We start from the raw sequence: 20,118 nt of genomic DNA, 5'->3' as shown, positions 1-20,118 counted from the left end.
CCGAGCCTAGTGGTCTTGCCGCTGCTTGGTGAGCGTCTCGTCGATGATGTTCCGGATCTCGAGGAGCGTCTCTGGGGAGAGGTCGCTCGTGAGCGAGCGCGCCGCGAAGCTCTTCACTTCGGCTTCCCGCATAGCGCGCAGGAGGTCGAGCTGGGCGGAGACGCGGTTAGGCGTCTCCGCCGTGGCGTCGGTGAGGAACTCAGCCGGGACGCCGAAGAAGTCCGCGAGGGCTCCGAGCAGGTCCGTGTCCGGGGTCATGGGGCCGGTGCCTGCACGCATGTAGTGCCAGCGCTGGCGCGAGATGTGCAGCCCGCGGTCCTCGACGGCCTTCTTGATGTCGGGGAACGTGTAGCGGTCACCGCTCTCCGCCTCGACGACATCTAGGAGCGTGTTGAGGCGCTCGGCCAGAATCTCCTCGGGTCTCCGGGGTTCAACTTCAGGCATAGAGGGCTCCCTCCGACTTCTTGACAAGCTTGGAATCTGACGCGTTCAGCAGACTTCCGCCAGCGGCGAGGTTGCTGTCCAGGATCTCGACCAGGGCGCGATGCAGCCGCGCCCTCGGGTCTTTGCTGAGTACACCTCTTAGAGGCACGGATACCGAATCCATGACGACGCTTGCGTTGGCCGTGCGGCTCCAGAGCCGATGGAGGCGCAGCAGGTGGTACCGCTCGTAGACCTGCAGGGCGGAGACTCGGTCCGAAACTGCGGGCAGCATGAGGCCGAACGCGAGGAAGAGGCCGGCGATGCCCGTGAGCGTCTCGAACGCGCTCTGCAGCAGCGACTCGTAGTCGAGGCCCACGAACGTGAGCACCACGATCTGGCGGAGGATCTTCGCCGTGAGCCCCACGACGGCGAGCCCGCAGCCAACAGCGACCGAGCCGAAGCCAGCGCGGAAAAGGCCCGAGGCCATGACCGGGAGATACCGCACGCACACCGCGGCGATCTCGATCGAGACGACGATCATGTAGAGGCAGAGCGTCGCCATGAAGACGAAGACGCCCGCGTCGCTCTGTGCACCCGGGTCGAAGGCAGAGGGCTGAAGGCTGGGTGTGTCGGAGACTGCCCCGACTAGCGTCGCGCAGGCGAAGGCCACGCAGAATGCGGTGATCGCCGCCGTCGTCTGCAGGAGGCCGCGCCGGAGCACAGGTTCCTGATCCTCCGGGGCCACCACGGCTTTGACGATCGCGGACCGGAAGAGTCCAAGGGCCAGCATGCCCAGCGCGCCGGCCACGAGCATCGAGGAGCCTGGCCGCCCGAGCATCGCGTCCACCAACGGGGAGACGGTCGGGTAGTTGACGGTTGCCGCGAGGGCCCCCGGGAGCGCTACGTAGAACATGAGGTCGCGCCGGTGGCGCACGAACGGTCCAAGGCGCGAGAGCACGAGGAGCCACACGGCGATGAGCGAGGCGAGCATCGGGCTCATCCGAACACGCCCCGGAAGTTGCCGGGCTCGACCCGGCCGGCGCGCCGCGTGCGCGCGAGGGCACTCGCGAACAGGTCGGCGAGGGACTCTGCCACGATCTCCGGCTCGGACTGCCGCTTGCAGCGCGCGAGGCAACGGGACACCATGGCCGGACTGAGGTCCGGCAGGAGGGAGGCGAGGTGCTCTTCGCTGCCCATGAGCCTCTCGTGGTTGAGGGCCATGTGCGCGAACTCGTGCAGGATGATCTGTTCCCGGTGCAGGGCCGAGGCCGTCTCGGCGTGCAGGATGAGGTCCGTGTCCGGGAGGGAGAACCACAGCCCCGAGACCTGGTCGCGGCCAAGGTGCTTGACCTCGCGGACCACGATCTCCTTGCCTCGGTCCTCCTCGAGGAGCTGCCTCAGGGAGGTTAGTGTGAGCTCCTCCGGGACGTCGAGGGCATGGAGAGCCGAGACCGCCTGCTTCCGCAGATTGTCCATGTCCATGCCGCCATCCTCGGGCTCGTTCGAGCGGTCTCCTCGCACAGGATAGCAGGGGAGAACAGGCCTTTGACATGTCTATTCCAAGGTGGTTTTCGTGCGTTTCGCACTGCGTCCGATGGCCGGTGGGCCGCGGGTCCTAGGCCCTCGGGCCCGTCCCTTGCACGGCCTTTTTCGGCCCGTCTTGGGCCCTTCTTTGGGTCCTTCTCGGGGCTTGCTGTGGACAACATTCGGACTATCCTCGGCCAACACTTGCCTCGGGTATGTGGGATGGACACATCCCCTCAACGGTCACTAAAGTTTGATCCGTGTCGGTCCTCCCGCCGGCGCTTTCTGCGTGCACCCCCCAAGGCTGACCAGTGATCAAACAGTTGTGGCAGTTCCCCGCTGTCATCGGTGGTACCGCCCTGCTCACTTTCTGCGGGGTGAGCGCCCTCCAGGCGAGCATCAACGCCCCGCTCCACGCGTTCGGCGCCGCCGTCGAGGCCGCCCGTGCCAGCACGTCGGCGAGCGTTTCGCCGACGCTTGTCGCAGCGCCCCCCGTTCAGAATCTCGGAGGCGGCGCTCAGGCGATCCCCGGCTCCCCGCAGATCCAAGCGGCGGCCGCGGCGCCGACGTCGCCCGTCCCGCAAGCGGCACCCGCGCCCGCCCCCGCACCGGTCGCGGCACCCGCCGCCCCGCACAACGACCAGGGCTCGCAGCCCGGACAGGGCGGCGGGTCGGCGCAAGGTAATCAGGGCCAGGGCAATCAGGGCGAGGGTAATCAGGGTCAGAACTATCAGGGCAAGGGCAAGGAAGGCCAGGGCGACCAAGGCCAGGCCAGTCAGGGTCAAGGCGACCAAGGCCAGGGCGACCAGGGCCAGGGCAACAGCTGGGGTGCCGGCAACGGCCAGTCGACCACGGTGGCCCTCGGATCGGGCTCGACTTCCGGGTCCGGCCAGGAGTCGGGGCAGCAAGGACGAGGGGTAACCCAGGCCAGCCCTGCGGGGAGCCAGAGCGGGAACGCACAAGGCGAGCTCGCCAACGAGCTCAACCGCTGGCTCGGTCTCGTGGACCGAAACGGCTCGAAGGGTGCCCAGGGGGCGTCGTCCGGTGGGACCGGCAAGTCGGGCGCCAGCTCGCAGAACTCGCAGCAATAGCCGGATTCGGCCGCGCCACACTGTTCGGCGCGAGCGGACCTCCTGGGCCCGCTGCTCTAAAGGCCCAGCGGTTCCCGCAGCGGCCAGCCCTGACCGTCGAGGATGGCCTGGGCGCTCTGGCCTGTGGTCTCGTTGACCAGAACCGGGGCCATGAGATTCACGGTCGTGCCATCGCCGCTCGGGGTCGCGACAACGAGGACGCGCGCTTCGCGTGAGGACGAAAGGCCGATCTCGCGGCACGGCGCAGCAATTTCCGGCGCGTAGTGCGGGACGTAGACGGACGCGTCGAGAACGAAGAGTCGGACCTCTGGTGCCGTGGCGGGGCGCAGGCTGAAGAGGCCCACGGCGCCGTCGACGGCGTCGAGCGTGTAGTCCGTGTACGGCGCCAGGCCCGGGAGCGGCTCGGTGAAGGTAAGTGTGCTCATTTGAGGAAGTCCGTGAGGCTGGGCTGGAGCACCTTTGCCGTGACGGCGAGTGCCGCTTGGTACGCCGTCTGCTGGAGCTGGAGGTCGATCGCGGCCTTGCCGAGGTCCATGTCCTCGATGCCCGAGCGCCGCGCCTCGAGCGAGGTCTGCGCCGCCGTCGTGCTTTGGCCCGCCCGCTGGAGCTGGGCGAGCCGGCTGCCAATGTCCGAGCGTCCGCTCATGACCGCCTTCATCCCGTTGTCGAGCGCTTGGATCCGCGCCGTGGGGTCCACCCCGCTGCGCAGGTCCGACGCAATGCCGTCCAGCACAGTGAACACCGAGCTCGGGCCGGTTCCGAAGACCGCCGCGCCGTCGGCGTCGACTCGGACGGTCTGGTCCGACCCGACACGCCGCTGGACGGTGCCGGAAGCGCCGTTGAACGTGGGTGGGGCTCCGTCGGTGAACGCTGAGGCCGCGTCCGACGTTCCCGCGAACACGTTGCGGCCCAGATAGCGCGTGTTGGCCGCGGTCAGGAGATCCTTGCGGAGCGAGTCCACCTGCCCCGCGAGGGCATCCTTGGCGTCCTGATTGAGCGAGCCGTTGCCGCCCTGGATTGCGAGATCGCGGGCCTGGCGGAGGAGGTTCGTCGCGGTACCGAGGGTGGAGTCGAGGGCGGTGAGCCACCCGGTGCCGTCGTTGATGTTGCGCTGGTACTGAGTGGTGGCCGCGATCTGTGCGCGCACCCGGAGCGCGTCGCCGGTCCCGACGGGATCGTCCGAGGCACGGGTGATGCGCACGCCGGAGCTCGCGGTGTCCTGGGCCGCCGCGAGGCGCGCCTGCCGCGCGCCGAGGCTGCGCTGCGCGGACATCGTCATGGTCTGGTCGGTCACGCGGAGCATGTCAGAGTCCTACCGTTCCGGTGTGGTTGATGAGGGTGTCGAGCGCCTGGTCGATCGCGCTCATGACGCGAGCCGCCGCTTGGTACGCGTGTTGGGACGCGAGGAGGTTCGTGTTCTCCTCGTCCAGGCTCACCGACGTGCCCGAGGCTTGGGCCTGCTTCGCGTTCGCGGCCGCCGTCTCGGCGAGCCCTTCCTGCTGCTGGGCGACCTTGGAAGCGCTGCCCGTCGCCGTCACGAAGGCCGACCACTGGCTGTCCGGTGAGCTTGTCCTCGTGCCGAGCTGAGCGATCGCGTCAGCGTTGGAACCGTCCAGGGCACCGACGCCTTGCGCTCCCGTGGCGATGCCGCTCGCGTCGCTGGGGACGACGGTCAGGCCTTGCGCCGCTGGGACGGCCGGGTTGAGGGCGAAGAACGGACCGCCGCTCGCGCCCGAGGGGGTCTGGCCCGCGCTGTGCACGGCGTTGACCGCGGTCGCCAGTGTTGTTGCCAACGCGTTGTACTGCGCAGCGGCCGTCGCGTAGACGCCGCTCGCGCCCTGCCCGCCCGCGGGAGCCAGCACCGAGAGCGCGCCCGCAATGGTGCCGCCCTCGAGACCCACGGCGACGGATGGGCGGTCCGCCCACACGAGTCCGGGCGCCGATGAGGAAGTGTCAGCCATGGTCGCGGCACCCGTGAGCTGCACGGCGCGGGCCGCGTCTCCACTCACGATCGCATTCCCGCCGAGGAAGACGGTCGCCGTCCCGTCCGCCTCTTCGCGCACCGTTCCTCCCGCAAGGGACGCAATCGTCTCGGTGAGGCGGTTCCTCGCGTCGATGAGCTCATTGGCGGAGCCACCCGCGGCGAGGGTCGAGCGGATGCTCTTGTTGAGCGTCGCGACCTGTCTTGAAGCGTCGTTGAGGGAGCTCACCATCCCCTGCGCGTCGGAGTACGTGGCCGACCACTGGTCATTGAGCGCGGCGTAGCCGCTCGAGAGCTTCGAGGCGAGCTGGTTGCCGCTTTGGAGCAGCGCGGCCGCGGGGGCCGGCTCACCGGGCTGGTTGGCAACGTCTTGCCACGCAGCCCAGAACGACTGGAGCTGAGCCGAGACGCCGTTGGCGCCCGGTTCCTGGAGGGTGGTTTCGACGCTTTGATAGGCGGCGGAGCGTTGCGCCGTGTAGCCGGCCGACGACGCCGTGCCGCGCACCGAGGCGTCGAGCAGCGCGTTGCCGATGCGCTCGATGCGGTCCACCGAGACGCCCTGGCCGACCTGCGGTCCCGTGGCGCCGAGGCCGGTCCGAACCGCCGATCCGATCGCCGACTGGTCGATCCGCTGACGCGTGTAGCCGTCCGTGCCGACGTTGTCGATGTTCTGCCCAGCCAGGTCCATGGCCTGCTGAGCGGCTGAGAGTCCCCGGTAGGCCGTGTTGAGGGCGCCGAAAGTGCTCACGGTCTACTCCTCAGAGGTCCTGGTCGAAGAAGCGCGCGCCGGCAAGACGCTCGGAGCGGCCGTGGGAGTCGTAGGTCTTGGCGCCCGGCTGGGTTTCGGCCAGCGTCTCCTGGGTTGAGCGGGAAGCCGCGCGCAGGAACTGGGCGTTCGCGTCGCGGAGCTGGCGGATGAGGGACGTTTGATCGGTCATCGCCTTGAGGTGGGCGGAGAGGAGTTCTGCCCAGGGAGCGTCCGGGGCGCCCGCGGCAAGATCCTTGAGCGTCGATTCGTCGGGGAGTCCCCATTCATGGGCGACGGCGGCTGCGGTCACCGCGCGGGCGAGTCCTGCGGCGGAGAGGCGTTCGAGCACCTGTTCAACCTCGCGAGTGGCATGCGAAAGCCATCGCGTCTTGCCAGAGGTCAGGAGCAGTTGCTCCTCCTCCAGCTTGAACGTCAGCAAATCCAGCAACTCGCGCTCGTGCCAGAGCTGGGCCGACAAGTCGTGGATCGCCATTCCTTGGCCAACTCCTCATCCATGAGGCCAACAGGGTCGGTCGAGGCGCAGTGCGCCTTGTAGCCCGAACTATCGGCACGCGTCGCGATGCGGTTAGCGTGGCGGCTGCGCGCGCCGCGTTGTCCAACCTGTGGCTCTCAGTGGTGGCTCCGGCGCGACTCAGTGGTGCCCGGCGTGCGTAGCATCTGTATCCATTCGGGGGACGTTTTGGGGGAGGCTTTGTGCCTGGGGGCAGAAGAAATCGTGGGCAGTTCGGCCCGGCGACGGTATGGGGAAGACTTGCTGCGTTGATCGGGGTGAGTGCCCTCTGCGGCGTGCTGGTGGCGGGGTTCTTGGTGCCCGCCGTGGTCGTTGTGGGGACGGCAGCGCACGGTACGTCGCAGCTGTTCGGACAGCTCCCGAGCGAGCTCACGGTCACGGCACCAGGACAGGTGACCAAGATTGTCGCCGCAGACGGCTCGCATCTGGCGTCCGTCTTCGACGAAAACCGCATCCCCGTGCCGCTCGACAAGATGTCGCCGAACATCAAGAACGCGATCATCGCCGTCGAGGACTACCGCTTCTACGAGCACGGCGGAGTCGATTCGACTGGCATCCTGCGGGCCGTCGTCTCCAACCTGCGCGGCGGCCGCCAGGGCGGTTCGACGATCACGCAGCAGTACGTCGCAAACGTCATCAACGATCACGCCGTGGCCGAGGGTCGGCACGAGGACGTGGTGCTCAACGGCCAGCAGAAGCAAGTGAGCCACAAGCTTCGCGAGATGAAGCTCGCGATCGCTCTCGAGAAGCAGTTCACCAAGGATCAGATCCTCGAGGGCTACCTCAATATCGTGTTCTTCAACCGGAATGCGTACGGGGTCCAGGCCGCGAGCCAGTACTTCTTCTCCGCTGACGCGAAGGACCTCACCCTTCCCCAGGCCGCGACCCTCGCGGGGCTCGTGAACGGGCCGGCGCTGTTCGATCCCGTGGCTCAGCCCGAGGCCTCTCTCAAGCGGCGAAATCTGGTGTTGGGCGCGATGCATCAGCACGGCTATATCACCGAGCAGCAGCACAACGAGGCTGTGAAGGCCCCGATGGGCACGAAGCTGAACGCGCCCAAGCAGGGCTGCGCCTACGCGGCGAGAGCGCAGTACTTCTGCGACTTCGTGCTCAACCAAGTGCTCAACGATCCCGCGCTCGGCGACTCGGCGGACAGCCGGGCAAACAGGGTGATGCGCGGCGGCCTCACGATCAGGACCACGCTGGATCCGCGCTTGCAGGGTGCGGCGCAGGATCAGGTGGATGCGACGGCGGGGCCAAACCCGGACAAGTGGGGCTCCTCGCTCGTGACAGTGCAGCCGGGTACGGGCCAGGTCCTCGCCATGGCCCAGAATTCGCGCATGCTCAAGGGCCAAGGGGCCGGCTTCGTGACGAGCTACAACTTCAATGTGGACGCCGCGGATGCGAACGGCAACGACCTGGGCGGGGCCGGTGGGTTCCAGCCAGGCTCGACGATGAAGCCCGTGACCCTCGCGGCATGGCTCGGTGAGGGAAGGCCGACCAATCAGATCGTCGACGCGTCGCGGCGCGTCTACCCCCTCGATCACCCGTGGCGCAGCACGTGCGGGCGGGTCACCGGCGCGTACAACGACGCCGAGCTCGGCTTCGGGGCTGCGCGAAGCCTGCAGAACGACGAGCCGTACTGGTACCGGCGGATGTCGGTGCGGGAGGGCGTCTATCAATCGATCAACACGGCGACGTTCGCCTCCGCGGCCGGGCTCAGCGACTTCTGCAACATCCAGCGGGCCGCGGACGCCCTGCGGCTGCACCGGGGCTCCGGTGGGGGCGCGAAACTCGATCTGTCCATGCTCGGCAACCTGCTGGGCGGGGAAAACGTCGCTCCGCTCACGATGGCCAGCGCGTTCGCCACGTTCGCGGCCAACGGCACGTACTGCGCGCCCGTCTCTGTCCGCGAGGTGACTGACTCGCAGGGAAGGAAGATCGCCGGCCAGTCGCAGGACTGCCGGGCGCGAGCGATCGACCCCGACGTCGCGAAGGCTGTGACGAACGTCCTCCAGGATGTCCTCGCCAAGGGATCCGGCGCGAACATCAAAGACGGGACGGGTTCGCCGATCAAGCTTGCCGTTCCGGCCGCTGCGAAGACCGGGACGAACCAGTACAACAGCCAGACGTGGGTCGTGGGCTACACGCGCGGACTCGCGACGGCCTCGTTCTTCGGCGACGCGCTCAACGATCCGAGCGCCCGGGTGGGGCGTGACGTCTGGGTCAACGGACGGCATTACGCGAGCGTCGACGGCGCCTATATTGCGGGCCCGCAGTGGGCTTACTACATGCAGAAGGCAGCGGACCTGTACGACGGCGGCGCTTTCGACCCGCCGCCGAGGCACCTCATCACGGGGTAGCCGAGGCCCGACGAGGTCAACGACCCGACGAGGTGAGAGACCCGGCGAGGTCAAAGAATCGTGAGGGTTGCCGTGATTAACGCCGGGCCATGACTGCCGATAGTGAGCGTCGAGGGCCCACGGACGGGCCTGATGCAGTCCCACTTCTCACTCACGGAGGAATCACGATGGCTCTGACCGTCAACACCAACCTTTCGGCCATGCAGGCCTACCTCAACCTCAGCAAGACGTCCAACGACATGTCGATCTCGATGGGCAAGCTCTCGAGCGGCCTCCGGATCAACACCGCCGCCGACGACGCCGCGGGTCTCTCCATCTCGGAGGGCCTCAAGTCTCAGGTCAACGGATTCAACATTGCTGCCCGCAACGGTCAGGACGGCATCAGCCTGATCCAGACCGCGGACGGCGCACTCGGCGAGGTTCACTCGATCCTCCAGCGCGTGCGCGACCTCGCGGTCCAGGCGGGCAACGACTCGAACAACGCCGCGTCCCGTTCTGCTATCTCGCAGGAAGCCACGAACCTCGTGGGCGAGCTCGGCCGCATCTCCGGGGCGACGAACTTCAACGGGATCAAGCTCCTCAACGGGTCGGCGACCAACCTGAACTTCCAGATCGGTTCCGACGGTAGCTCGAACAGCCAGATCGGCCTCAACCTCGCGACGGCGAATGTCGGCAGCATCGCCTCGGCGCTCGGGGTCGGCAACACGGGCTCGACGTTCAGCCTCACGGATGCCACTGCCAACGCCGTCACCGGCAACGAGCAGTTCACGGTGACCGACGGCACGACGACGTCCGCCGTGACGACGTCTCTCACCCCGCCGACCGGCGGCTACAAGTCCGTTTCAGCGGTGGCCGCTGCCCTCAACTCTGACGCCGGTTTCTCCGCCAAGATGGTCGCGACCGTGGTCCGCGACGCCTCCGGCAACGCGACGGGGCTTAACGTCAAGGCGATCTCGGGCGGCACCGTCGCGACGACTGCCCCGGGTGCGGGGCTCGCGGCAGGCGCCGCTGGCACCGCTGGGGCGCTCGACTTCACGTCGGCCTCCGGCGCGCAGGCTGCGATCTCGCTCATCGACACGCAGATCTCGTACGTCTCGGGCGCCCGCGCGACGCTCGGTGCGGTCCAGAACCGGCTCACGCACGCGATCAACATCGCGAACATCTCGTCGCAGAACCTTTCTGCGGCCAACTCCCACATCACCGACACGGACATGGCCGCCGAGATGGTCAACTACACGAAGGACAGCATCCTCTCGCAGGCCGGTACGGCGATGCTCGCCCAGGCCAACCAGTCCAGCCAGGGCATCCTCAAGCTCCTCGGCTAACACCGGCTCCGGCAACGGAACCACCGCCGCCGGCGGCCTGGGGGCACTCGCCCTCTGGCCGCCGTCGGCCTCTCCCTGGCCCGGCAAACGCTGGTGGTAGGGCTGGTAGCAAAGACCGATGGCAGGCCCTGACGGGCCAGCGGTAGGCGACGCGACTCAAGGAGCACGCACGTGGCTATCTCGATCAATGGGCTCGGCAGCGGGCTCGACCTCACCTCGATCATCAATTCGCTCATGGCCGTCGAGGCCCTGCCGCAGCAGCAGCTCAAGCAGACGCAGGCGGGCGATCAGAGCATGATCAGCGTCCTCCAGACGCTCAACGGCAAGGCGTCCGCGCTCAGCGATCTTGCGAGCAAAGCATCGGCGCCGGGCGCGCTCAACCTCTTTACGGCGACGACCAGCAACTCTGCGGTGACCGCGACGGCGGGGCCCACGGCGACGGCGGGCACGTTCAGCCTCACGTTCAATCAGCTCGCCCAGACTCAGGTCGACGTCACGTCGGCGATGAGGACGTGGCCCACCGACTCCACCGGCGCGCCTGCGGCCCTGACCCTCGTGGACTCGACCGGCAAGCAAACCCAGATCACACCGGCGAGCACATCACTCGACGACGTCGTGAGCGCGATCAACGCCTCCGGCGGCCCGGCGAAGGCTATGAAGATCTCCGCCGGGACCGACGCGAGCGGGAACCCGCTCTGCCGGCTCCAGCTCACCGCGACGCAGTCCGGCGCGGCCGGCGCTTTCAAGGTCTACCAGGGCACGGGCGCCCAGGTCACCGGCGGCACGGCGACGGATCTCATGGCCCAGCCGGGCGCCGCCGTCGTCACCGCCGCCCAAGACGCCTCCGCGACCCTTTACGCGGGGACCGCCGCGGCGCAGACCATCACGTCGTCGACGAACACGTTCACCAACGTCGTTCCGGGCGTCAACCTTACTGCCGCGAGCGGTGCGGTGGGCGGGAACGTGACCGTCACGGTGGCCGCAGACAACGCGGGCATCACGAAGCAGGCCAACGATCTGGTCGCCTCGGTCAACGACCTCCTGAGCAACATCTCGGACAACACCAAGGTCACGACGACGATCAACTCGACCGGCGGCTCCTCGGCCACGGGCGGCCTGTTCACGGGCGATTCGACCGTGGGCAGCATCTCCGACTCGATCACGAACGCCCTGTACCTGCCGACAAGCAGCGGGCACTCGCCCTCGGAATTCGGCATCAGCATCCAACAGGACGGCAGCTTCACGTTCGACTCGGCCAAGTTTGGCGCAGCCCTCGCGGCGGATCCCGCGGGAACGGAGTCGGCGCTCCAGGAGATCGCCGGCCGCGTCGCGACCGCCGCGAAGAACGCCTCCGACCCCGTCACCGGGTCCGTCACCGCTCTCATCGCGGGCCGGCAGTCCGAGGTGTCCGACCTCGCGAGCCAGATCAGCGACTGGGACTCTCGCCTCGCCGACCGCAAGGCGGCGCTTACGGCGCTCTACAACGCGATGGACACGTCCCTCGGGGCGCTCAAGTCGCAGCAGTCGTGGCTCACTAGCCAGATCGCGGGGCTCCCGGGCGCCCCCTCGTCGTCGTCCTCATCCTCGAGCTCGAAGTAAGGGAGAGCCAGCGTGACCCTACAGATTACTCGCGCGCGCGAGCAGTACAACCGCGACGCGATCCTTTCCGCGAGCCCGGCCCGGCTCCTGACCATGCTGTACGACCGGCTCCTGCTCGACCTGCGCCGCGCCGAGATCGCGCAGAATGCCTCGAACTGGCCGGCTGCGAGCGAGAACCTCCTGCATGCGCAGGACATCGTCGCCGAACTCGCGGCCACGCTCAAGCCAGACGGGTGGGACGGTGCCGACGGCCTGCGCGCCATCTACGAGTACGTGCGTGTGGCACTCGTGACCGCGAATATCCACCGCGACGTCGCGCGGACCCGCGAGGCGATCGACCTCCTCGAGCCGCTCCAGCAGGCGTGGCACACCGCGGCGGAGACGGGGTCGGTGGTGCCGGAGGGGTCGGCGCAGCCATCGGTCGGCGCTGGCGCGGCCGCGGCGCGCGCAAGGGGCTTCACCGTTGTCTGATTCGTGGGACGACGTGCTCGGCCGGCTCGTCGCGGACCTGGACGACGCGGAGCGGCGCCTGGACGCCCAGGCGGCCCCCGCCGTCGAACGCTGGACGCCGCCCGCGGACCTCGGGCCGCTCCCGGAGCGGCTGCTCGAGCGAGCCGTCGCCGTCCTGAGCCGACAGGGCAAGGTCGCCGAGCGTCTCGATGAGGCACGGACGACGGCGGGGCGTCACCTCGCCGCGCTCGACGCCATTCCTGCGCGCCGGCAGGGCGCGGCCCTGTACCTCGATGTCACCGGCTAGGCGGGCTTCCGCCCGTCATTAGGATCGCGTAAATCCCGCTGCCCGCTCGCGCGGCCGGTGCTACCGTCACCTCGACTGGGACGACCAGTGCGGTGACCGGCACGGCAGACTGCGGAGGGCTTGTCATGACAGCGTTGAGCCAACCACGGGTGACGTCCGGCTCCTTCAGGAGTTGGCTGCTCCACGATCTGCATCAGACCCAGGCGCTGCACCAGGGGCCGCACGCCATTCCCCGCGCACACGAGAAGAAGCACTCGTGGTGGCAGGTGATGTGCCTGACCGGCGTCGACCTCTTCTCGTCGCTCGGCTACGCGCCGGCGATCGCCGCCGTCGCGGCAGGCGTCCTCTCGCCGCTGGCCACGGTGCTGCTCGTCATCGTCATGCTTTTCGGCGCGCTCCCGGTCTATCGGAGGGTTTCGGTCGAGAGCCACAGCGGCTCGGGTTCGATCGCGATGCTCGAGCGGCTCCTGTCGCGCTGGGGCGGCAAGTTCTTCGTGCTGGCGCTCATCGGCTTCGCGGCGACCGACTTCGTGATCACCATGACCCTGTCCGCCGCAGACGCCGCGGCCCACCTCATCGCGAACCCGCTCGTGCCCGGGTGGCTGCAGGGCCAGAATGTCGGCGTCACCCTGTTCCTGCTCGCGCTGCTCGGGGCCGTGTTCCTACGGGGGTTCAGGGAGGCGATCGGCGTCGCCGTGGTGCTCGTGGGGCTGTATCTGAGCCTCAACGCCGTCCTTGTGGTCGTGACGCTGGGCGAGGTGTTCTCGCATCCGATTCAGGTGTCCGACTGGTGGAAGGCGGCGGTCACCTCGCAAGGCAATCCGCTCCTCATGCTCGCCGTAGCGCTCCTGGTGTTCCCCAAGCTGGCTCTGGGCATGTCCGGCTTCGAGACCGGAGTCGCGGTCATGCCGCAGATCCGCGGCGACGCGAGCGACACGGAGGAGAATCCGGCCGGACGGATCAGGGGCACGAAGCGCCTGCTGACGGGCGCCGCCGTGATCATGAGCTCGTTCCTGCTCACGACGAGCTTCACGACCGTGATCCTGATTCCCCAGCAGGACTTCCAGCCCGGCGGGCCGGCGGACGGGCGTGCCCTCGCGCTGCAGGCCCACGAGTATCTCGGGGTGGGCTTCGGCACCGTCTACGACCTCAGCACGATCGCCATCCTCTGGTTTGCCGGGGCCTCGGCCATGGCGGGGCTTCTGAACCTCGTTCCGCGCTACCTGCCGCGCTACGGGATGGCGCCGCAGTGGACCAAGGCGATGCGGCCGCTCGTGCTCGTGTTCACCGGCATCGGGTTCCTCGTCACGCTGGTCTTCTCGGCGAACGTCGACGCTCAGGGTGGGGCGTACGCGACCGGCGTGCTCGTGCTCATGACGTCCGCCGCTGTGGCGGTGACGCTTTCCGCGCGGAGCCGCCGGCAACGCCGGGCTGCAGTCGGGTTCGGGATCATCGCCGTGGCCTTCGTCTACACGACTCTGACGAACATGGTGGAGCGCCCGGAAGGCCTCGAAATCGCGGCCATCTTCATCGGGGCGATCGTGGTCATCTCACTCGTCTCGCGCGCCAAGCGATCGTTCGAGCTGCACGCCACGAGCATCCAGTTCGACGAGAGGGCCCGCGAGTTCCTCGAATCGCCGGACGGGCAGCCGCTCCACGTCATCGCCCACGAGCCCGTGAGGCTCTCAGGCGAGGCCTACCGCGAGAAGCTGGAGTCCATTCGGGAGTCGAGCCATCTGGCGCCGGGGGAGAACGTCGTCTTCCTCGAAGTGTTCCTCGACGACTCGTCGGATTTCGAAACGGCCCTCGAGGTCCACGGGATCATGCGTCACGGCCATCGCGTGCTCGAGGTCCACGGGCCGGTGATCCCGAACACGATTGCGTCCGTCCTGCTGCACATCAGAGACGTTTCAGGCCTCATGCCACACGTCTACTTCCGCTGGACGGAGGGCAATCCGGTGCGGAATCTGCTGCGCTTCATCTTCTTCGGGGAGGGCGAGATCGCCCCCGTGACGCGCGAGGTGCTACGCCAGGCGGTCCCAGAGATCACGGAGCGCCCGTGGGTTCACGTGGGGTAGGTCAGGACGTCAGGTACGGCGCGATCGGCCCGATCGGGAGGACGGGGCCGCCGAAGTCCGTGATCGTGTAGCGGCCGCAGCGCACCGTGCTGGACGGCGCCGTCTGCGCCTCGGCCGGCAGCGTCAGAGCCGGCTTGGCCGTGTCCATCAGGACGAACGACACGTTGGGGCGCGCATAGTCGACGCGGTCGGTGAGCCACGGGTAGGCATAGAAGGAGCCATCCACCTGGATGAGCTGCGACGGGTCGGCCAGATAGGCCTTGGGCCCGCGGATGGCCCAGAAGTCGCCAGCGCCGGTCTGGTGGCTCGCCGTGATCCACGCGTCGACGCACACGATGTCCGGATTGACGACGGCGCCCGAGCTCACCAAGGTGCCAGTCGCGGCGGCGGAGGCGCCGAGGGCTGCGACGGCGGCGCCCGCGAGGAGCGCCCGCCTGGCCCGAGCGATGCGAGCCTTGGCGATGGCAGCGCGGGCGGCGAGCCGGTGGCCGAGCCAGTCGGCAGCCTGGCCCGAGCGGAACAGCCGCGGCGCGAGGACGAGAAGGCAGATGGGGTCGAAGAACATCGGCTGGAGATACCGCGTGCCGTAGAGGCCGAGGATGATCGTCCCGGCAAAGATGGCGAGGGGAGTAACCCACCCCACGCCGCTGACCACGGCCGCGACAGTGTCCCGAGCCGCGAGGGACCTGCGGAACACGATCGCCGCGACGAGGATGAGCGCGACGATGAAGGTCAGCGACACAGCTCCCGTGAGAGTCGAGGTGCGCTCGGCCAGCATCTCCGGGTAGTAGATGGCCATCACCCTGGTGAGCCCGAAGTTCGCGTAGGCGGGTCCGTCCTTGAGGATGAGGGGCTCGAACGGGATCCGGGCGGCCAGCCCGGCGCCGATGCCCACCGCCAGAACGCAGCCGATGCGCGCGATCCGGCGCCAGCTCAGGGCGCGCCGCCACGCCATGAGGGCGAACACGACGGCGAGTGGGGCTACCTCCCACGCGACATAGAGCGGATTGGTCAGCGTCGACAGCGCGCTCACCCCAAGGAGCGTCAGCTCGACCCACCTCCGGCGGCTCGCGGCGGGGGCGGCGGCGAGCCGTGCGGCCATGCCCGTCGTCGCGACCGCCGCGAGGATGGTGACGCTGTAGTACGTGGTGGTCGCGAGCAGCGAGGCGAACTCGAAGCTTTCGTGCTCCGGCGCTTGCTCGAGGAACGTCAGGGCCATCATGGCGGCGAAGGCGATGAGCGCACCTGCGACGCGACGGGCGCGCGGGAGGTCCTGCTGCACCATTCCGCTCAGGAATCTGAGGGCGCCGTAGAAGAGGACGAGGTTGACGACGGCGCTGAGCGCGAACGTGCCCTTGACTCCGAGCCCGAGCGCGGCCAGGGCGTAGTACATGCCCATTTCCGGGAGGAACAGGACCGCGGAGAGAGCCCAGTCCTGCTGCTGGCCGGAGAGCACTGAGCCGCGCACAATGGCGGGCAGCACCGTGTCGCCGTCGTAGTAGAGCATCCACGACCGGTCCGTGGCGTCGATGTGCCACACGGCCAGGAGTGCGAGGGTCACCGCAATCGCGACGCCCACCGACTCGAGCATCCACGCACGCCTCGGAGCCCGCCGTCGGGAGTCCGGGGCGGGCTGGGCGGTCAGTGCGGGCTGGGCGCCCGCGAGAGTGGGAGCCGGCCCGAGCCGTGGTGCTGGGTCGACCAGCAGAGCAGAATCGATCACCCTGCGATCGTTCCAAGAGAAGGGCGACGGCGGGGCGGTTTTCGCCCAATCCTTGGGTCTTCCTCTGCGGAAGCTGCGCTTACGCGCCCCGGAGCGCTGCCGATAGTTGCCTCTGAGCACGGACTGCTCGTCATGACCTGGCCATGGATCGGCCAGCCACTCCCGACCCAGGCAGGATTGTGTGCTCGATTCCGTGACCTCTGCCGCGCTCACGAGCGCCCTGAACGGACTCTCGCTCCGTCAGCAGGCCATTGCGGACAACATCGCCAACGTCAACACCCCGGGCTATCACGCCAAGCGAGTGCAGTTCGAGTCGGCTCTCGCGGCGTCAGTACAGGCGGGCAGCGGCAACGTCGACGCGACGACGGAACTCTCTCAGGAGCCCACGCGCCTGGACGGCAACAACGTCAACCTCGACACCGAGACGCTCTCCAACGTCGACACCGTCCTGCGGTACCAGTTCGCGTCGCAGGCCGTCAGTGCCGAGTTCACCGGCATGCGCACGGCGATGAGGACTGCCTGATGACGAGGAGTGCCGAATGACCTTCGATGCGATCGGGATCGCCGGCACCGCGCTCACGGTGCACCGCAAATGGCTCGATGCCATCTCGGACAACCTCGCGAACGTCAACACGGCCACGCCGACGAGCGGCCCGGCGTTCCAGGCCCGCTACGTCGAGGTGCAGGCGGGCCCCGGCGACTCCGGGGTCTACGTCGCGGGCACGCCGCAGGGCGACGCGACGGGCAGGCTCGTCTACCAGCCGGACAGTCCGCTCGCGGACAAGGACGGGTACGTCCGCTACCCGGACATCGACCTCAACGAACAGATGGGCGCGCTCATCATGGCCCAGCGTGGCTACCAGGCCAACGCGCAGGTCGTGGACCGGGCGCGCGACATCTACGAAGCCGCCCTCCAGATCGGGAAGTCCTCATGAGCCTCGCACCCCTCGGCCCGATCAGCTCCTCCCTGACCAGCGCGATGGCCGGCGCTATGCCCAGCGCTGTGGTCGGGCCCGCCGCGACCCCCGCCATTCAACAGACGACGACGGCGGGCGCCCAGGCGCCCAGCGGCGACTTCGCCGCGAGCCTGGCGGGCGCCGTCGACAATCTCCAGCAGCTCCAGTCGACGTCGAACCAGCTTGCGGTCCAAGCGGTGACCGGCAACCTCGACGACATCCACAACGCGACGATCGCCGCGACCCGCGCCCAGGTCACGCTCGAGCTCGCCTCGACCGTGCGCAACAAGGCGGTTGACGCCTTCAACGAGATCATGAGGATGCAGGGCTGATGCCGCCGTTCATCACCGCGTACGCTAGGCGCCTCGGCGCGACGGTCAAGGGCTTCACTGCGGGCCAGCGCACGGTCGCGATCATCGGCCTTGCCGTTCTCGTGCTGGGCGGCGCCGCGCTCTTCTCGTGGCTCACGAAGCCGAGCTACGCCCCGCTCTTCACGGGTCTCCAGAGCACGGACGCGAGCGCCGTCGTGCAGCAGCTCGGCAAGGACAACGTCCCGTACCAGCTCGCGGACGGCGGTTCGACGGTCCTCGTTCCGCAGGAGAAGGTCTACGACGAGCGGCTCAAGGCGGCGTCGGCGGGCCTCCCGGCCGCCCCGGCGACGGGGTATTCGCTGCTCGACAAGATGGGCGTGACGTCCTCGGAGTTCCAGCAGAACGTCACGTACAAGCGGGCCATCGAAGGGGAGCTCGGCACCACCATCTCCCACCTCGACGGCGTGAAGACCGCGTCGGTCCAGCTCGCGATCCCGGCGCAGACGGTCTTCACGTCGCAGCAAGCCGACCCCACCGCCTCGGTCTTCGTCCAGACGCAGCCCGGCCAGGCGCTCTCGAGCGACAAGGTGGACGCGATCGTCCATCTGACCTCGGCTGCCGTCCAGGGGCTCAAGCCGGCGAACGTCTCTGTGGTGGACTCGCAGGGCAACGTGCTCTCCGCCGCAGGGGCGGGCGGGGCAGGCACCTCCGGCAACGGCTCGAAGCTGGCCACGGACTACCAACAGCGCACCCAGGCCGCGGTCCAGGCAGTGCTCGACCGGGTGCTCGGGCCGGGGAACGCGACGGTCGCCGTGATTCCCGAGGTGGACCAGCAGTCCGCCCAGCAGAAGTCGGAGACCTTCTCGAGCAACAAGGACGCGGCTCCGCTGAGCCAGTCGACCAAGACGGAGAAGTACGCGGGCACCGGCGGCGCGGGCACCTCCGGGGTTCTGGGGCCCGACAACATTGCGGTTCCGTCGGGGACGAGCACGAGCTCGCCGTCCGGCAACGGCAACTACGATTCGACGACCAACACGCAGGACAACGCCGTCAACAAGGTCACCGAGGACCGCACGATCCCGGCCGGGACGCTCAAGCGCCAGTCGGTGTCCGTCGCGATCAACCAGGCCGCGTCGAACGGGCTCAACGTCCAGAACCTCAACGCGCTCGTCTCCGCCGCGGCGGGCATCAACTCGGCGCGCGGTGACGTCCTGTCGATGCAGGTGGTGCCCTTCAGCACGGCGGCGGCGGATCAGGCGAAGGCGGCGCTCGCGCAGCAGCAGGCGGACGACGCCGCGAAGGCTCAGGCGCAGATGTGGACCAACATCATGTGGGCTGGCATCGCGCTGCTTGCGATCCTCCTCGTCGCGGTGCTCCTCTGGGTCCGCTCGCGACGGATGGTGGTGCGCGAGCCGCTCGACTTGGGCGGTGACATCGTGTTCGACGACGTCGAGGTGCCCGCGATCCTCGAGGCCCCCGCCACTGTTGCGCTTCCGATGCCGGAGCCGCTTCCCGCGCTTCCGGACCCGGGCGCCGACGTGCTCGACGCCGAGCGCCGCCGCGCCCAGGTGGACCGCCTCGGCGCGATCGAGCCGCAGAAGACGGCGGAGTTCCTTCGCGGCCTCATGGATGAGAGGCAGCGCGTATGACCCCGCAGCCTGCCGGGACAGTCCAGCTCGCCGCGATGCCCCAGCTCACCGGGACGCAGAAGGTCGCGATCGTGCTCATGCAGATGACCCCCGAGAACGCGGCGAAGGTCATGGGCCACTTCAGCGAGTCAGAGGCGGAGGACATCGCCGCGGAGATCGTGCGCCTGAGCCGTGTCGACGCGGCGGTGTCGGAGCAGGTCATCGCGGAGTTCCACGAGATCGCGGTCTCGGGCCGGCGGACCACCCGCGGCGGCCGGGACCTCGCCGCAGGGCTGCTCGAATCGTCGTTCGGCCCGGACCGCGCGGCCGGAGTCCTGGACAGGCTCGCCTCGACGATGGCCGGGAAGTCGTTCGAGTTCCTCGACAGCGTGGACGCGTCCCAACTCCTGACGCTCCTCGACGGCGAGCTTCCCGAGACCATTGCGCTGGTCCTCGCGCACCTGCGCCCCGACAAGGCGTCCGACGTCATGGCCGGCCTGGGCGGCGCCCAGGCCATCGATGTGGCCCACGCGCTCGCCACGATGGGCTCGGCCACGCCCGAGGCCGTGAGCATCGTCGCCGAGAGCCTCAAGGCGCGGACGGGTGCCGCGCTCGGGCCAGGCCGCAGGCAGGTGGAGGTGATCGGCGGCGTGCAGCCGCTCGTGGACATCATCAACCGCTCGGACATCTCGACCGAGCGGGCCGTGCTCGACGGACTCCACGAGCGCGATCCAGAGCTCGCCGAGGAGGTCCGCTCGAAGATGCTCACGTTCGCGGACATCGTCAAGCTCGAGCGGCGGGACGTCCAGCAGATCCTGCGCGGGATCGACGCGGGCGTGCTCGCGCGCGCCATGAAGGGCGCCGCCCAGCCTGTCCTCGACGCCATCAACGGCAACGTCTCGGATCGCAACCGCGAGATCCTCCAGTCCGAGATCGCCGCCGTGGGCCCGGTCCGCGCGTCCGAGGTGCAGGAGGCCCGAGCCTCGATCGTCCGCGCCATCCGCGAGCTCGAGGCGAGCGGCGCGATCACGGTGCGCCGCGGCGAGGAGGACGACCTTGTCTACTGACGCTTCCCTCTG

The 20,118-nt window shown here is 68.6% G+C and carries 20 protein-coding genes; 12 read left to right on the top strand and 8 right to left on the bottom strand.

Translation table 11 applies throughout. The features are described 5' to 3' along the window. Window positions 1-6: 6 nt before the first annotated feature. Genes E6A26_RS15250 through E6A26_RS15240 form a run of 3 tightly spaced genes read right to left on the bottom strand, consistent with a single transcriptional unit; the run spans window position 7 to window position 1,905 of the window. Window positions 7-444 carry a hypothetical protein gene (locus E6A26_RS15250; RefSeq protein ID WP_136612056.1) on the bottom strand — a complete coding sequence of 146 codons (438 nt, stop codon included), beginning with the start codon at window positions 442-444 and terminating at the stop codon, window positions 7-9. Further along, window positions 437-1,423, bottom strand: a complete 987-nt coding sequence (locus E6A26_RS15245) for a hypothetical protein (protein WP_136612055.1) — start codon at window positions 1,421-1,423, stop codon at window positions 437-439. The genes E6A26_RS15250 and E6A26_RS15245 overlap by 8 nt, the downstream gene beginning before the upstream one ends. After that, the gene (locus E6A26_RS15240; protein WP_136612054.1) at window positions 1,420-1,905 is read right to left on the bottom strand and encodes a hypothetical protein; all 486 of its coding nucleotides are present in this window, start codon (window positions 1,903-1,905) and stop codon (window positions 1,420-1,422) included. Before E6A26_RS15240 ends, E6A26_RS15245 begins: the two co-directional genes overlap by 4 nt. 353 nt (window positions 1,906-2,258) lie before the next feature. Here E6A26_RS15240 and E6A26_RS15235 point away from each other — a divergent pair, with 353 nt between their 5' ends. Then, window positions 2,259-3,038 carry a hypothetical protein gene (locus E6A26_RS15235; protein WP_136612053.1) on the top strand — a complete coding sequence of 260 codons (780 nt, stop codon included), beginning with the start codon at window positions 2,259-2,261 and terminating at the stop codon, window positions 3,036-3,038. A 56-nt stretch (window positions 3,039-3,094) separates the two neighbouring features. On the opposite strand, the gene E6A26_RS15230 is transcribed toward E6A26_RS15235, so the two are convergent. The 4 genes from E6A26_RS15230 to E6A26_RS15215 are packed head-to-tail and all read right to left on the bottom strand — an operon-like array spanning window position 3,095 to window position 6,260. Continuing rightward, on the bottom strand, window positions 3,095-3,463 hold the full coding sequence (locus tag E6A26_RS15230; RefSeq protein WP_136612052.1) for a flagellar assembly protein FliW: 369 nt from the start codon (window positions 3,461-3,463) through the stop codon (window positions 3,095-3,097). Beyond that, window positions 3,460-4,341 carry a flagellar hook-associated protein FlgL gene (gene flgL / locus E6A26_RS15225; RefSeq protein WP_136612051.1) on the bottom strand — a complete coding sequence of 294 codons (882 nt, stop codon included), beginning with the start codon at window positions 4,339-4,341 and terminating at the stop codon, window positions 3,460-3,462. The genes E6A26_RS15230 and flgL overlap by 4 nt, the downstream gene beginning before the upstream one ends. Before the next feature lies 1 nt (window position 4,342). After that, a complete protein-coding gene (flgK, locus tag E6A26_RS15220) occupies window positions 4,343-5,767 on the bottom strand; it encodes a flagellar hook-associated protein FlgK (protein ID WP_136612050.1) in 1,425 nt (474 codons plus the stop codon). A 10-nt stretch (window positions 5,768-5,777) separates the two neighbouring features. Next, the gene (locus tag E6A26_RS15215; RefSeq protein WP_136612049.1) at window positions 5,778-6,260 is read right to left on the bottom strand and encodes a flagellar protein FlgN; all 483 of its coding nucleotides are present in this window, start codon (window positions 6,258-6,260) and stop codon (window positions 5,778-5,780) included. A 296-nt stretch (window positions 6,261-6,556) separates the two neighbouring features. On the opposite strand from E6A26_RS15215, the gene E6A26_RS15210 reads away from it, so the two are divergent. The 6 genes from E6A26_RS15210 (at window position 6,557) to E6A26_RS15185 (ending at window position 14,421) form a co-directional block, all read left to right on the top strand. Continuing rightward, a complete protein-coding gene (locus E6A26_RS15210; protein WP_234865561.1) occupies window positions 6,557-8,662 on the top strand; it encodes a transglycosylase domain-containing protein in 2,106 nt (701 codons plus the stop codon). 167 nt (window positions 8,663-8,829) lie between these two features. Further along, complete coding sequence (locus E6A26_RS15205; protein ID WP_136612047.1) at window positions 8,830-9,987, top strand: flagellin N-terminal helical domain-containing protein; 1,158 nt, start codon at window positions 8,830-8,832, stop codon at window positions 9,985-9,987. Window positions 9,988-10,158: 171 nt separating this feature from the next. After that, window positions 10,159-11,586, top strand: coding sequence for a flagellar filament capping protein FliD (gene fliD / locus E6A26_RS15200; protein WP_136612046.1), 1,428 nt, complete (start codon window positions 10,159-10,161; stop codon window positions 11,584-11,586). Between the two features lie 12 nt (window positions 11,587-11,598). Next, window positions 11,599-12,057, top strand: a complete 459-nt coding sequence (gene fliS / locus E6A26_RS15195; protein WP_136612045.1) for a flagellar export chaperone FliS — start codon at window positions 11,599-11,601, stop codon at window positions 12,055-12,057. Then, window positions 12,050-12,343 (top strand): hypothetical protein, encoded by a 294-nt coding sequence (locus E6A26_RS15190; protein ID WP_136612044.1) that lies wholly within the window; start codon window positions 12,050-12,052, stop codon window positions 12,341-12,343. Before fliS ends, E6A26_RS15190 begins: the two co-directional genes overlap by 8 nt. A 125-nt stretch (window positions 12,344-12,468) precedes the next feature. Continuing rightward, complete coding sequence (locus E6A26_RS15185) at window positions 12,469-14,421, top strand: APC family permease (RefSeq protein WP_136612043.1); 1,953 nt, start codon at window positions 12,469-12,471, stop codon at window positions 14,419-14,421. A gap of 1 nt (window position 14,422) precedes the next feature. Here E6A26_RS15185 and E6A26_RS15180 read toward each other — a convergent pair whose 3' ends face one another. Continuing rightward, window positions 14,423-16,144, bottom strand: coding sequence for a hypothetical protein (locus E6A26_RS15180; RefSeq protein WP_136612042.1), 1,722 nt, complete (start codon window positions 16,142-16,144; stop codon window positions 14,423-14,425). 181 nt (window positions 16,145-16,325) lie between these two features. Here E6A26_RS15180 and flgB point away from each other — a divergent pair, with 181 nt between their 5' ends. Genes flgB through fliG form a run of 5 tightly spaced genes read left to right on the top strand, consistent with a single transcriptional unit; the run spans window position 16,326 to window position 20,106 of the window. Next, window positions 16,326-16,667 carry a flagellar basal body rod protein FlgB gene (gene flgB, locus E6A26_RS15175; protein ID WP_136612041.1) on the top strand — a complete coding sequence of 114 codons (342 nt, stop codon included), beginning with the start codon at window positions 16,326-16,328 and terminating at the stop codon, window positions 16,665-16,667. Between the two features lie 16 nt (window positions 16,668-16,683). Next, complete coding sequence (locus E6A26_RS15170; protein ID WP_136612040.1) at window positions 16,684-17,079, top strand: flagellar basal body rod protein FlgC; 396 nt, start codon at window positions 16,684-16,686, stop codon at window positions 17,077-17,079. Further along, window positions 17,076-17,432 (top strand): flagellar hook-basal body complex protein FliE, encoded by a 357-nt coding sequence (gene fliE / locus E6A26_RS15165; RefSeq protein WP_234865554.1) that lies wholly within the window; start codon window positions 17,076-17,078, stop codon window positions 17,430-17,432. Before E6A26_RS15170 ends, fliE begins: the two co-directional genes overlap by 4 nt. Next, the gene (gene fliF / locus E6A26_RS15160; protein WP_136612039.1) at window positions 17,432-19,060 is read left to right on the top strand and encodes a flagellar basal-body MS-ring/collar protein FliF; all 1,629 of its coding nucleotides are present in this window, start codon (window positions 17,432-17,434) and stop codon (window positions 19,058-19,060) included. The genes fliE and fliF overlap by 1 nt, the downstream gene beginning before the upstream one ends. After that, window positions 19,057-20,106 (top strand): flagellar motor switch protein FliG, encoded by a 1,050-nt coding sequence (fliG, locus tag E6A26_RS15155; protein ID WP_234865552.1) that lies wholly within the window; start codon window positions 19,057-19,059, stop codon window positions 20,104-20,106. The genes fliF and fliG overlap by 4 nt, the downstream gene beginning before the upstream one ends. Window positions 20,107-20,118: the final 12 nt, after the last annotated feature.

This window comes from Sinomonas albida, assembly GCF_004919045.1.
GTDB classification, from domain to species: domain Bacteria; phylum Actinomycetota; class Actinomycetes; order Actinomycetales; family Micrococcaceae; genus Sinomonas; species Sinomonas albida.
The sequence above is the reverse complement of the archived record's forward strand: the minus strand, read 5'-3'. Positions and strand labels throughout refer to the sequence as shown.